The 12386-nt window shown below is 65.8% G+C and carries 14 protein-coding genes; 3 read left to right on the forward strand and 11 right to left on the reverse strand.

Annotation, left to right across the window (positions count from 1 at the left end):
• Positions 1 to 30 precede the first annotated feature (30 nt).
• Positions 31 to 1131, reverse strand: coding sequence for a histidinol-phosphate transaminase (gene hisC, locus BM357_RS09380; RefSeq protein ID WP_074952114.1), 1101 nt, complete (start codon positions 1129 to 1131; stop codon positions 31 to 33).
• 191 nt (positions 1132 to 1322) lie between these two features.
• Between hisC and ilvA the strand changes: the two genes are divergently transcribed.
• Positions 1323 to 2549 carry a threonine ammonia-lyase gene (gene ilvA / locus BM357_RS09385; protein ID WP_074952116.1) on the forward strand — a complete coding sequence of 409 codons (1227 nt, stop codon included), beginning with the start codon at positions 1323 to 1325 and terminating at the stop codon, positions 2547 to 2549.
• Between the two features lie 30 nt (positions 2550 to 2579).
• Here ilvA and cax read toward each other — a convergent pair whose 3' ends face one another.
• Together cax and BM357_RS20245 are read right to left on the reverse strand one after the other, a co-directional pair.
• Entirely contained in the window at positions 2580 to 3638 is a 1059-nt protein-coding gene (gene cax / locus BM357_RS09390; RefSeq protein ID WP_425426534.1) for a calcium/proton exchanger, read from the reverse strand.
• 89 nt (positions 3639 to 3727) lie between these two features.
• A complete protein-coding gene (locus BM357_RS20245; RefSeq protein WP_074952120.1) occupies positions 3728 to 3988 on the reverse strand; it encodes a hypothetical protein in 261 nt (86 codons plus the stop codon).
• Positions 3989 to 4020: 32 nt separating this feature from the next.
• Here BM357_RS20245 and BM357_RS09400 point away from each other — a divergent pair, with 32 nt between their 5' ends.
• Positions 4021 to 4941, forward strand: a complete 921-nt coding sequence (locus BM357_RS09400) for a cobalamin-binding protein (protein WP_074952122.1) — start codon at positions 4021 to 4023, stop codon at positions 4939 to 4941.
• Here BM357_RS09400 and BM357_RS09405 read toward each other — a convergent pair.
• The 8 genes from BM357_RS09405 to BM357_RS09440 all read right to left on the reverse strand — a co-directional run bounded on the left by BM357_RS09405 (position 4928) and on the right by BM357_RS09440 (position 10846).
• Positions 4928 to 5704, reverse strand: a complete 777-nt coding sequence (locus BM357_RS09405; protein ID WP_245783926.1) for an enoyl-CoA hydratase/isomerase family protein — start codon at positions 5702 to 5704, stop codon at positions 4928 to 4930. The genes BM357_RS09400 and BM357_RS09405 overlap by 14 nt on opposite strands.
• Before the next feature lie 96 nt (positions 5705 to 5800).
• Positions 5801 to 6025, reverse strand: a complete 225-nt coding sequence (locus BM357_RS09410; protein ID WP_074952126.1) for a hypothetical protein — start codon at positions 6023 to 6025, stop codon at positions 5801 to 5803.
• Between the two features lie 16 nt (positions 6026 to 6041).
• Positions 6042 to 6929: a DUF72 domain-containing protein gene (locus BM357_RS09415; protein WP_217647682.1), complete on the reverse strand. Its 888-nt coding sequence runs from the start codon at positions 6927 to 6929 to the stop codon at positions 6042 to 6044.
• Complete coding sequence (gene pruA / locus BM357_RS09420; RefSeq protein WP_074952136.1) at positions 6926 to 8473, reverse strand: L-glutamate gamma-semialdehyde dehydrogenase; 1548 nt, start codon at positions 8471 to 8473, stop codon at positions 6926 to 6928. Before pruA ends, BM357_RS09415 begins: the two co-directional genes overlap by 4 nt.
• Before the next feature lie 134 nt (positions 8474 to 8607).
• Positions 8608 to 8838 carry a hypothetical protein gene (locus BM357_RS09425; protein WP_139234652.1) on the reverse strand — a complete coding sequence of 77 codons (231 nt, stop codon included), beginning with the start codon at positions 8836 to 8838 and terminating at the stop codon, positions 8608 to 8610.
• 101 nt (positions 8839 to 8939) lie between these two features.
• Positions 8940 to 9479, reverse strand: a complete 540-nt coding sequence (locus BM357_RS09430) for a D-glycero-alpha-D-manno-heptose-1,7-bisphosphate 7-phosphatase (protein ID WP_074952141.1) — start codon at positions 9477 to 9479, stop codon at positions 8940 to 8942.
• Positions 9476 to 10339 (reverse strand): NAD(P)-dependent oxidoreductase, encoded by an 864-nt coding sequence (locus BM357_RS09435; protein WP_074952145.1) that lies wholly within the window; start codon positions 10337 to 10339, stop codon positions 9476 to 9478. Before BM357_RS09435 ends, BM357_RS09430 begins: the two co-directional genes overlap by 4 nt.
• Positions 10340 to 10369: 30 nt before the next feature.
• Positions 10370 to 10846, reverse strand: coding sequence for a MarR family winged helix-turn-helix transcriptional regulator (locus BM357_RS09440; RefSeq protein ID WP_175511495.1), 477 nt, complete (start codon positions 10844 to 10846; stop codon positions 10370 to 10372).
• A 263-nt stretch (positions 10847 to 11109) separates the two neighbouring features.
• On the opposite strand from BM357_RS09440, the gene BM357_RS09445 reads away from it, so the two are divergent.
• On the forward strand, positions 11110 to 12360 hold the full coding sequence (locus BM357_RS09445; protein ID WP_074952147.1) for a glycosyltransferase: 1251 nt from the start codon (positions 11110 to 11112) through the stop codon (positions 12358 to 12360).
• Positions 12361 to 12386: the final 26 nt, after the last annotated feature.

A 12386-nucleotide genomic window follows, 5' to 3' on the forward strand; every position in this document is an offset into this window, starting at 1 on the left:
CGATGCAAAAGCCTCGCTCGCGCCTAGGCGTCAGCCCCGCTGGCGCAGCACCGCCGCCAACGCCTCGATGCAAGCCGCGTTTTCTTCCTCCGTGCCGAACGTGATGCGCACGTGATCCGGCAACCCGAAGCCCGCACGCACCATCACCCCGTGCGCCATCAAAGCCTGCACGGTGCCCTTGGCGTCTTTCGTCTCCGCCAGCACGAAGTTCGCCTCCGTCGGAACGGACGGCACCCCCAGCTCCGCCAAGGCCTTGGCGTAGTACGCCCGGCTGGCCTGCGCGTGTGCCTGCGACCGGCGCCGGTGCTCCTCGTCCGCGAGCGCCGCCACCGCCGCGCGTTGGGCCACCCGATTGACGTTGAACGGCTCCCTCACGCGGTTGACGAACGACCACACCTCCGGATTGGCCAACCCGTAGCCGACGCGCAACCCGGCCAATCCGTACAGTTTGGAGAAGGTGTGCAGCGCGATGATGCGCGCATCCGCCAGCAGCCGCGCGTCCTCGACCACCCGCTCCGGGTGCTGGGAATAGTCGTTGTACGCCAGATCCAACACCACCAGCACATCCTCCGGCAGCCGTTCCAGCAGCCAATCCAGCTCCCGCCGCGTGAGGATGGTCCCCGTCGGATTGTTGGGCGTACACAGATAGACCAGCTTGGTGCGCGGGCTCACCTTCGCCAGGACCGCCTCCACGTCGTACGTGAAATCCGGCCGAAGCGCCGCCGGAACAGCCGTCGCCCGCATGATGGCCGCGCCGAATCCGTATTGGGAAAACGAGGGCTGGGGGACCACCACCTCGTCGCCCGGATCGAGAAACGTCTCCGAGATCAACTTGATCAGGTCGTCCGATCCGTTGCCCACCAGCACCGCTTCCGGAGACACCCCATGGAACGCCGCGATGGCCTCCCGCAGCAGTTCGCTCGAGCCGTCCGGATAATGGTGCAACGTCTCCAGTTCCCGCCGGATGGCCTCCAGGGCCAACGGAGAAGGACCGAGGGCATTTTCGTTCGCATTCAGTTTGATGACTCGCGTCAGTCCGTAACGGTGTTTCAATTCGTCGTCGGTCAGGCCGGGCTGATACGGATCGATCCCGCTGATGCCCGGCCTCACCCGGCTCGCCACGTCGACCATGCCAGCGCCTCCCCTCGGCGGGCACGCGCCCCGCCCGAGTTTCTCTCTTCTCCCAGCTCTGCTACAATTACATCGGCCGTGACCGTCGGCATCCGCCTTCGCGCGTGGCCCGGCCGGCCGGCTGACCTTAGCTTAAACGAGCCCTGCTAGAAACACAACTACCGGTTCGACCGCGGGAAGGAGTCCGGCTCATGTCGGTTCAACCACTGGAACGGCCCACCCTGGAGGACGTGCGGCGGGCCCAGGAACGCCTGGCGGGCGTCGTGCAGCCGACGCCGCTCGATCCCTCTCACACCTTTTCCACCCTGTCCGGGAACCGCGTCTTCTTGAAACTGGAGAACCTGCAGAAGACCGGATCATTCAAACTGCGCGGGGCCTACAACAAAATCGCCCAGTTGTCGCCAGAAGAGCGAGAGCGCGGGGTCATTGCCGCCTCCGCCGGCAACCACGCCCAGGGTGTCGCATTCGCGGCGACCAGCCACCAAAGTCCCTGCGTGATCGTCATGCCGGAGGGGGCGAGCCTCGCCAAGATCTCGGCCACCCAAGGGTACGGCGCCACCGTCGTGTTGTCGGGGACGAGCTACGACGACGCCTACCAGCACGCCCTGGAGCTGCAGAAGGTGCATGACTATACGTTCGTGCACGCCTTCGACGACCCGCTCGTGATCGCGGGGCAAGGGACCATCGGCCTGGAGATCCTCCAGCAGCTCCCGGAGGTCGACGCGGTGGTCGTGCCGGTGGGCGGCGGTGGTCTGGCGGCCGGGGTCGCCCTGGCGGTCAAGTCCCTCCGCCCCAGCGTGCGGGTGTACGGTGTGGAGGCCGCGAACGCCGCCTGCTTCCGGCACGCGCTCGACGCGGGGCGAGTGGAGACCATCCCCGCGCAACCCACCATCGCCGACGGCATTGCGGTGCGCCGGCCGGGCGAGCTGACGTTCGACCTGGTTCAGAGGTATGTGGACGACGTGGTGACAGTGGAAGAGGAGGAAATCGCGAGGACGCTCGTGCTTCTGCTGGAACGCAGCAAGTTGGTGGTCGAAGGAGCGGCCGCCGCCGCGCTGGCCGCCTGCGTCACCAAGAAGCTCCCCTCCGGCCTCGGCAACGTGGTCGTGGTGCTCTCGGGCGGCAATATCGATGTCACCGTGCTGTCGCGCGTGATCGAACACGGCTTGGCCGACGCCGGCCGGTATCTGCGGCTCGCTGTGCACCTGTACGACCGCCCGGGCGCGCTGCGCGACCTGCTCGACGTGTTTGCGGCGCTCGGCGCCAACGTGGTGTCCATCCAACACCACCGCGTCGGCACCGGGATCTCCCTCGGGCAGACCGAAGTGGAAATTGACCTGGAGACGCGCGACGCGAATCACGTCCAGATCATCCTCGAGCGGCTGTCGGCCAAAGGGTATACGCCGAAACTCCGGTGACGAAACAGGCGGGGCCCTCCCCCGCCTGTTTCACAACATGGACGGCAGGGTGTAGAAGCCCACCGCCATGACCAGATAGGCTCCCAGGGCCAATGCGCCCTCCAACCAGTTGGACTCCCCGTCCATCATCAGGACCACGACCAGCAGCACGGCCGCCCCCATGCTGGCCAGTTCCGGCCACGAAAACAGCAACGGCATCGGGTGCCCCAGGGCGAGACTGGCGAGAAACAACAACGGCGCCACGAACATGGCCACCTGCAGGGTGCTGCCCACCGCGATCTCCAAGGACAGGTCCATCCGGTTCTTCCACGCCATCCAAACGGCGGACGCGTGCTCCGCGGCGTTCCCGACGACGGCGACGATGACCACGCCCATGAACACCTCGCTCCATCCCATGCCCGTGGCGAGCTCCTCGATGCTGCCGACCAACCATTCGCTCGCGAAGGCCACACAGACGGTGGTGATGAGCAGGACTCCGACGGCCGGCCACAGGCGCCCGTGCTGTTCGTCCTCACCCGCGTAATGGTTGATGGACTCAAAGAGCTCCCGGTGCGTGAACAGCGTGAAATACAGCCCGGACAGGTACAGGACCAGCGACACGAGGGCGACGACCGTCGAGAGCGTGAGGCTCGCCGGATCCTGGCTCGTGCTGAAGATGGCGGGCACGATGAAGGCGACCCCGACGCTCAACATCAGCATCGAAGCGTTGCTGCGGGCGGCGCGAATGTTGAACCGCTGGATGGGATGGCGGATTCCCCCGACGAAGAAGCTCACACCGAGCACGAACAGCAGGTTGCCGAGGATGGAGCCGGTGATGGACGCCTTGACCAGCGTCGACATCCCCTCGTTCAGCGCAATGATCCCGATGATCAGCTCCACGGCGTTGCCGAACGTCGCCGACAGGAGTCCGCCCACCCGCGGCCCCGCATGCGCCGCGATGGTCTCGGTCGACCGGCCCATCAAACCCGCCAGCGGAATGATGGCCGCCGCCGAGAAGAGAAACACAAGCACCCCGGAAGCTTCCACAAACTTCGCGTATCCTGCGATGATCAGCAGTGCCGCCGTCAGCGGCCACACCCACCGGCGCAACACGTCATTCCTCCCAGCCGATTGCCGGGTCCGGCCCAGCCGCAAGGAAAAGCGGTGGCTCCACGGGCCGCCGAACCCTATAATGAAATTCAAGAGAAGAGCGGGTATCCGCGCTTGCCAAGCACCCGCGCGGTCCAACAGGAGAGGATGACCCCGGCCGCCGCCACGCCGTACAGGATCCACTCCGGCCACACCATCCGGGCGCCTGCGGCCGCGATGAGATACACGGAACAGGCCGCAAACGGCAACGATGCGGCCCACCAGCGCCGAAAGATCATGTTGACGGCCATCCCGGCGCCGAACAAGGTGACAAAGGCGAGGATACTGAGCATGAGCCAATAACCGACCATCCTGTGTACTCCTTCCTGCCGGAGGTGATCCGATGCCTGCCCGCCCCCGCATCGTCTCCCTGTGCCCCAGCAACACCGAGTTGGTGCACGCCCTTGGCCTCTCCGACTGCCTCGTCGGCGTCGATCTGTACTCCGACTACCCTCCGGACGTGGTAAAAGGCCTGCCCCGGGTCGGGCCCGATCTCGACATCGACGTCGACCAGGTCGTTGCCCTTCGGCCCGATCTGACGTTGTGCTCGCTCTCCGTCCCCGGAATGGAGCGCGTCGTGCGGGCCGTTTCCGCTGCCGGCTTGCCGCACCTGGTGTTCTCACCGCATTCCGTCGCCGAAATTTTTGCGGATCTGCGCCGTCTGGCGGACGGACTGCCCGGCGCCGTGCCCCCGGGGCGAGCGAAGGCCATCATCGACGGACTCCGGGAACGGATCGAACGCGTTCAGGAGGCCGCAGCCACCGTGGACTCGCGGCCGCGGTTGTACTGGGAATGGTGGCCGAACCCCATCTTCTCCCCGGCGTCCGGCAACTGGTTGACGGAGATCTCGCGGTTGGCCGGAGCCGAAAACGTGTTCGCGGACCATCCGGGAGATCAGGTGCGGGATGACGGCGGCACCGTCATCCAGGCGCAGCCGGACTTCCTGCTCGCCGTCTGGACGGGCGTCGTGCAGCACAAGGTCCCGCTCGCCAAACTGCTTCACCGCCCCGGCTGGCAGGAGATCCCCGCCATTCGCGAGCGGCGGGTGTTCATCCTGGCGGAAGGCCTGTACTGCCGGCCCTCCCCCCGTCTCATCGACGGGCTAGAACAGTTGTTCATGCTGATCCACCCGGACGCAGCGGCCCGGGCGGGGCTGCCGCCCGCCTCGCGGCACGCTCCGGTCCGAACGGCCGACGGGCGGTGGCTGGACGGCGTGACGCCCGAGGGTCTGAGGACCGGACGCGGCCGGTTCACCGGTGGGTGAACCGGGGTGCCCGTTTCTCGAGGAACGCCTGCACCCCTTCCGCCGCGTCCCGGGTGCGGAACACCTCGCCGAACAGGTGCGCCTCGTTGCGAATGCCGTCGGCCAAAGTCATCTCCAGCCCTTCATCAATTGCCCGCTTCGCCAACGCCAACGACGCCAGGCTGCGGGCGCGGAAGACCTGGGCGAAGCCGACGGCCGCCTGAACGGCCTGACCCGTCTCCACGACGCGGTTGACCAGCCCCATCCGGTGGGCCTCCTCCGCCGAGATCGGCTCACCGCAAAAGATCAGTTCCTTGGCGCGGCTCGCGCCGATGAGGCGCGGAAGCCGCTGAGTCCCGCCGGCGCCGGGGAACAGCCCCAACTTCACCTCCGGAAAGCCGAGCTGTACCTGAACCTCTGCGATGCGAAAATCGCACGCCAAGGCCAGCTCCAGACCGCCGCCCAGGGTAACCCCGTTCAGCGCCGCGATGGTCGGCTTCGGGCAGGCAGCCAGGGCGTCGAGACTCGCGTCCAGATCCAAGGCCAAATCTTCCGCCCCGTCCTCGGCCATCACCCGCGGAAACTCCTTGATGTCCGCCCCCGCGACGAATGCCCGATCCCCCGCCCCCGTGACGACCAGTGCCACGATGTCCTCCCGCGACGCCGCCTCATCGACCGCCCTCCGCAGGCGGTTCGCCATGTCCCGTGACAACACGTTGACAGGCGGATTGTCCAGCACCAACACCGCCACCTGATCCTGCACCTGCACCCGTACTTCAGCCACATCGGTTCCCCCTTCCCGCAGCCGCCGGCGCGCCATGGCGCATGCCGGTCCGGCCGTTCCCCTAGCGTCCCATGCCGCCGGTCCCTGCTCCGCCGCTCAGTACCGCTTCCACGCGTCCGGGTCTTCCACCGGCGGATTCTTGCGGCGCCGCCACCACCGCAACGCGTAGCGGACGGCGAGAATGACGAGGCACACCGCCACCACCGCGGCACCCAGCCAGCGGGCGCGCGGCCAGGCGAACCGGCGCGCGATGAGATCGAACAATTCCCAACCGCCGATGGCAAAGGCGGCAAACATCCAATCGGGCCACCCGTAGTTCATACCTGCCCCCTGCGACTCAATCTGGATCGAACAAACGCAACTGGCGGCCCGGTGGATCATCCTGTGGCCGCGCTTCCCGCGCGGCGATGCCCAACAGATCCAGCCAGTCCAAGGCGTTGCGCACCGCATAGTCGCCCTGGTTGTTGTTCATGAGAATGTGAACCGCGCTGGCTTCCTGCGTCCACCGCCGGACGTACGGAAGAAACGACGCCAGTTCTTCCCGTGTGTATAGATAGTCGAACCGCTGCTGCGATGACCGCAATCCCTTCTGATACCACGTCTTGGCGTTCCGCCCGTGCAGGCGGAAGATGACCAGCCGGGGTTGCGTCACCTCGGGGACGAACGGGATGGTCCCCTGCCCCACCTGCGGTTCGTCGCATACCACATTGACAGCCCCCAGTCGGCGCAGGTGATCGGCCGTCTGCAGCGCCGCATCCCCTTGCCACCAACTGCGATGGCGGAATTCCACGGCGAGCAGAAAGCCGTCCATCCGCTCGGCCACCTCGTCGAGATAGCGGCGATTCGCCTCGTTCGCCACAAACCACGGTGGGAACTGAAACAACACCGCGCCGAGACGTCCGCTTTCCTTCAGCGGCGAAATCGCGCGGAGGAATGCCGCAAAATCGGCCGCACGCTGGGCCGCACCTGCCTCGCCTCGGTCATGCAAGGTCATCGTCCGGTGCGCCTTGACGTCGAACACGAACCCCTCGGGCGTCTGCTCGGCCCAACGCGCGACCACGTCCGGAGGCGGAATGCGGTAGTAGGGGGCGTCGGCTTCCACCAGCGAAAAATGGCGAGCGTAGTAAGACAACCGCGCCTCAGGGCGCATCCCCTTCGGGTAAAACGCGACGTGGTCCGCCCACGCACAGGTTCCGCAGCGAACCCCCGCCCATGTCGGGTTCACAACTTCTCCGACACCGCCTTCGCCTGGGTGAACAACAGGAGGTAGTCCCGCCCGCCGGCCTTGGAATCGGTGCCGGACATGTTGAACCCTCCGAACGGATGTACCCCGACCAGAGCGCCCGTGCACTTGCGGTTAAAGTACAGGTTGCCGACGTGGAACTCCTGCCGGGCATACTCCAGGTGTTCGCGGTTGTTGCTGAACACCGATCCGGTCAGGCCAAACTCCGTGTCGTTGGCGATTCGGATGGCATCCTCGAAGTCCTTTGCGCGGATGAGGGCCACCACGGGGCCAAAGATCTCCTCCTGGGCGATGCGTGCGTGCGGATCCACGTCCCCGAACACCGTCGGTTGAATGAAAAATCCGTTGCCTTCCGCCTTGCCGCCGCCGGCCAGCAACTTGCCCTCCGTCTTGCCTACCTCGATGTATTCCAAGATCTTCCGATACGCCGACTCGTCGATGACCGGCCCGACCTGGCTCGCGCCATCCATCGCCGGCCCCACGCGCATCGATTGGGCCAGTGCCACGACGCGCTCAGCCACGATGTCGTACACGTCCTGGTGGATGATGGCTCGCGAACAGGCAGAGCACTTCTGACCGGAGAAGTGAAACGCCGACGCGGCAATCTGGCGCGCTGCGTCCTCCAGGTCCGCCTCCCGGTCCACCACGATGGCGTCCTTGCCGCCCATTTCCGCGACGACCCGCTTGAGCCAGATCTGCCCCGGCTGGACCTTGGCCGCCCGCTCGTAAATGCGGATGCCCACCTCTTTCGATCCGGTGAAGGAGATGAACCGGGTCCTCGGGTGATCCACCAGATAGTCCCCAATCTCCGCGCCGCTTCCAGGTACGAAGTTGATGACGCCCGCGGGGATCCCCGCGTCACGCATCACCTCGACAAACTTGGACGCAATGACGGGCGTCGGTGTCGCCGGCTTGAGCAACACCGTGTTCCCGGTGACCACCGCGGCGCTGGTCATCCCGGTGAGGATGGCGAGCGGAAAGTTCCAGGGCGGGATGATGATGCCCACGCCGAGCGGAATGTAGTGCTGTTCGTTGTCCTCCCCGGGGATGCGCACCAGGGGATGCACCTCGCCCAGCCGGATGGCCTCCCGCGCATAAAACTCCAAAAAGTCGATGGCTTCCGCGGTGTCCGCGTCCGCTTCCGGCCACGTCTTGCCGGCTTCATAGCACATCCAGGCCGACAGCTCATGTTTCCGGCGCCGCATGATGGCGGCTGCCTTCAACAGGTAGCGCGCCCGTTCGGCGAACGATTTGCGCTTCCACGTCTCGAAGGCCGCCAGTGCGCTCTGCATCGCCTCTTCGGCGAGCGCCTGGTCGGCCTTGGCGACGTACCCGACCACCTGGTCCTTTTGCGATGGGTTGATGGAGGCGGTGCGCCGCTCGGTCAAAACTTCCCGGCCGCCTATGTACAGTGGATAGGTCCGTCCCAACTGCGCCCCGACCTCTGCCAACGCCTGTTCAAACGCCGCGCGCTGTTCCGGAACCGAAAAATCGGTCAACGGTTCGTTGACAAACGGTTGAACCATGCCCATTCCTCCTTCCGACAGAGCGGATCGGGACGCGACCGGAAAACGCCCGCGACCGCCCAAGATTATTGTACCCTGCGAGCCCGTCCTCCAGCAAACTTCGCCATCAGGCGAAGGGCCCGACCCTCGGCGGGTCAGGCCCAGTATCCGTGATACGGTTGCAAGCTCCACGCGTCCCACCACGCCGGATCCGGTCCCGCAAAGGCGTGCCAGGGTCCCAGCACCGGATACGCGCCGGACCACCAGAGCGGCTGTGCGCGCGTCCACCCAGGCTGCACCTGCAACTGCCCGGCGGCCCAAGGCTGCGGGGCCCGCAGGTCCCAGATGAGGTCGAGATCGCCGTCCACCCACGGCGGCGTGTACACCATGACTCCCCCCTGATCTCCCCGGGCTTGCCGGAGATGCTGATCAGGGCAATGTATGCTTTCACCCGCCGCACTGCGCCCCGCCGCCCAGGGCCGCACCGTCACGGGTCCTGGCGCGGCAGCCCGCTTCCTCCTCCGTCCCGGACGATCCACTCGGCGGCATCCAACAAATCCCGGGCTTCGTAGTGTGCTTCGGAAGGCCCCGTACCGATGAACACCGTCTTCGTGCCCGCAGCGAGGCCCGCCTGCACGTCGGTGTCCCGGTCACCCACCATGTAGCTGGCCGCCAGATGGAGGTCATGCCGTCTGGCCAACGCAAACAGCATTCCGGGCTTCGGCTTGCGGCACGGGCATCCCGCGTCCGGGCGGTGTGTGCAAGCCACGATGTCGTCGACGCGAGCCCCCTCCCGCGCTAGCAGTTCGCACATGCGGCGATGCACCGCTTTGAGATCCGCCTCCGACATGTAGCCGAGTCCCACGCCGCCCTGATTGGTCGCCACGCACACCAAGAACCCCGCACCGTTCAGGAGGCGAATCGCCTCTGCCGCACGGGGAAACAGAACCAGTTCATCCGGCCGGTTGACTGGACGCTCGTTCCGGTTGATGACGCCGTCCCGGTCGAGGATCGCCGCCCGTTTCAACGGCTCCCCACCGTCTGCGCGAGCTGGCGAAACACAGCAGCCATATCATCTTCAGCCAAGCCGTGCGCGCAAGCCGCCAGCATCTGTTGATACGCGGCCGACGCCAGCGGCATCGTTGCCATCCAAGCGCCGGACAGGTCTTGCACCAACCGGAGGTCTTTGGCCATGTGCTTGAGCGCGAACGACGCCGGAAACTCGTCGTTCTCCCACAATGGCCGTTTCGCCGCGAGCACCGGCGACCAGGTGCTCGTCTCCGACAACACCTCCAGCAACCGGCCGCGGCCGAGGCCAATTTTGTCGGCCACAGCCAAGCACTCGCTCACGCCGGTGATCACGGTCGCCAGATACGCGTTGACCAACAGCTTCATGGCCGAACCGGACCCGACGGGCCCCAGATGGTGCACCGACTTGGCGACCGCGCGGAGCACCGGTTCCACGCGGCGGAAGGCAGCTTCGGAACCGCCCGCCATGACGACCAACTTGCCCTCGCGGGCCGGTTGAACCGACCCGGAAACGGGGGCGTCGATCCACTCCACGCCGTGATCCGCCATCGACATCGCGAACGCCTGCGTCTCCGCCACGCCGATGGTGCTAAAGTTGACGATCACGGTGCCCCGCGCAAGCCTCTCCGCCACGCCACCGTCCTCGAGTACACTCCGGACCGCGGTGGCATCGGACACCATCAGGCAGATCACATCCGCCCCATCCACGGCATCGGCCAGTCGGCTGACCACTTTGCCCGGTCCCAGATCCACCGGCTTCGGCGTCCGATTGTAAGCGCGAACATCAAAGCCCGCTTGCGCCACCCGGGCCGCCATCGGCGCCCCCATCGCCCCCAAGCCAATCCATGCGACGCGCATCCATTCCCCTCGCTTTCTGCCATCCGGTGTTCACTTCCCCAACTCCGCTTCGGCGATCTCCACAAACCTTGTAATCAGCCGGACGAACTCCCTTGTATCCTCGGGCCCGAGCTTGTTCAACACCGCCAGAATGCGGCGCCCGCGGAGAATGCGTACCTGCTCGAGGCGGCGGCGGCCCTCCTCCGTGATGTGGATGTGCACCACACGGCGATCGTCATTGGACCGCGTCCGTTCCACCAACCCCATCCGCACCAAGTCGTCGCACACTTGCGTCACCGCGCCCGGACTCAACCCGGCAAAGCGGGCGATGTCGGAAGCTTTCGCCTGGGCGCAATGATCCAGGTAGCGCAGGATGAACACCTGGCTCCCGGTCAACCCGTGTTCGGCGATCAAGGTCTTGGACGAGGACATCACCCGCTGCAAACGCGCCAACAGCTCTTCCATCTGCCGCAGGTACTCCGACATCCCGCCGTCCTGCAGTGTACGCTGGGGTTCACCGTGCTGCACAGCCCTGTCACTCCCATGGTCTGTCCTCTCTGCACCCATTTTAGCAATTGAAGTATTTGTCGACAACAACCGCCGCTTTCCAGGGCCACGGGGAATGGCAGTATGGCGCGACGCGGGAGGACTCGCGGGCTCCATTTCTCGAAAAATAAAGATTTTCGTCGCCGTTCTCCTCGCCTCGACAAATGGTTGTACCACCACGCGTCCTCATGTGCTACGATCCGTCCGGATCACCATCGGTCGTTTCATCCAAGGAGGCACTTTCCGTGTCTGAACGTCTGTCCCATTGGCTCACCTTCGGCATGTCGGCCTTCGACACCCCGGGGTTTCACGACACCTCGCGGTGGATGACGTCCGCTGCACCGGTTCCCCGTGCCTACGTCGAACCCTCGCCGCCGTACAGCGCTTGGCGGGGGTTGCAGACCCCCGTCCTCCGGTGGCGCTCCCGCCGCAGCAGAGAGACCTGGGTGCTCACGCCGCCGCTCCCCATTCCAGGTCGCATCGACGTGGCAAACTGGGGAATTCAGCTTCAGGCGCGCGCACTGGAACGGACGTTGGAGGCCGAATGGGGGCGCGATTGGCGCAGGACAACGCTCGTGTACCTGACCAATTGGTCATATGCGGTGGAACCGCTAGTTTCCAGCTTGGCCCCCGAATACCTGGTGCTTGACCTGGTGGATGACGTCCTCAGCTTCCCCTATCGGCTGCCGCGGCAACGGGTGCTGGAACGGTGGCGTCGGATCTCGCGCAGGGCCAGCGCGGTGATCGCCGTGTCACCGGCGCTGCAGGCTTGGAGCGAGGCCCATCTGGGCCGACCCGCACACCTGTTGCCCAACGGTGTGGACGCCGGCCACTTCGCCGCGCATGCGGAACTTCCGAACCTTCCGTCCGCGACATGCGGAGGGATTCGCGTCGGGTTCGCGGGGACGCTCAACCACTGGATCGATTATCCGGCCCTGTTGTCGTTGATGGAACAACTGCCCGATACCGAACTGTATTTGATGGGATGCCGGGGACACATCGGAGATCCCGAATTGGAAGATGCGCTTCATAGCCTGCAGGCGCACCCGCGCGTGCATGTGCTCGGCCCCGTGCCGTATGAACGTTTGCCCGCATACCTGCATGCAATGGATATCCTGATCCTGCCCCGCATCCCGTCGCCGGCCAGTGCCGCCTCCAACCCGCTCAAGTTAGGCGAATACCTGGCGGTGGGCAAGCCGCCGGTGGTCTCGGGCGTCCCTGTGCCGCCACCGCTCGGGGGCCTGGTGTACGAGGCCGCGCCGAATACGGGATTGGCGGAAGCCGTCCGCAGGGCATGGGCGGAAGTCAAAGGCGAGGCACCGTCGCGGCGCGCCGAACGACAGGCATTCGCACGGCAACATACCTGGCAGGCGCGAGTTCAGGAGGTGGTGGCACTGGCCGAGACCGGGGGAAGCCATCCGCCAATGCTGCCCCGCGTCTCCACGGGCCGCGTCACCACGGGATCGATAGGTCTGTCTCAGGGCATTTCGGTATAATGAATAGGAACCTGTTTGGGCAGGCG

Source organism: Paenalicyclobacillus macrosporangiidus (assembly GCF_900116805.1).
Taxonomy (GTDB): domain Bacteria; phylum Bacillota; class Bacilli; order Alicyclobacillales; family Alicyclobacillaceae; genus Alicyclobacillus_H; species Alicyclobacillus_H macrosporangiidus.

Coding starts and splice junctions, on each gene's coding strand:
- BM357_RS09435 (WP_074952145.1), bottom strand. CDS start 10,339: ATGCGCGTCGCATGGATTGGCTTGGGGGCGATGGGGGCGCCGATGGCG.
- hisC (WP_074952114.1), bottom strand. CDS start 1,131: ATGGTCGACGTGGCGAGCCGGGTGAGGCCGGGCATCAGCGGGATCGAT.
- pruA (WP_074952136.1), bottom strand. CDS start 8,473: ATGGTTCAACCGTTTGTCAACGAACCGTTGACCGATTTTTCGGTTCCG.
- BM357_RS09400 (WP_074952122.1), top strand. CDS start 4,021: ATGCCTGCCCGCCCCCGCATCGTCTCCCTGTGCCCCAGCAACACCGAG.
- BM357_RS09410 (WP_074952126.1), bottom strand. CDS start 6,025: ATGAACTACGGGTGGCCCGATTGGATGTTTGCCGCCTTTGCCATCGGC.
- BM357_RS20245 (WP_074952120.1), bottom strand. CDS start 3,988: ATGGTCGGTTATTGGCTCATGCTCAGTATCCTCGCCTTTGTCACCTTG.
- ilvA (WP_074952116.1), top strand. CDS start 1,323: ATGTCGGTTCAACCACTGGAACGGCCCACCCTGGAGGACGTGCGGCGG.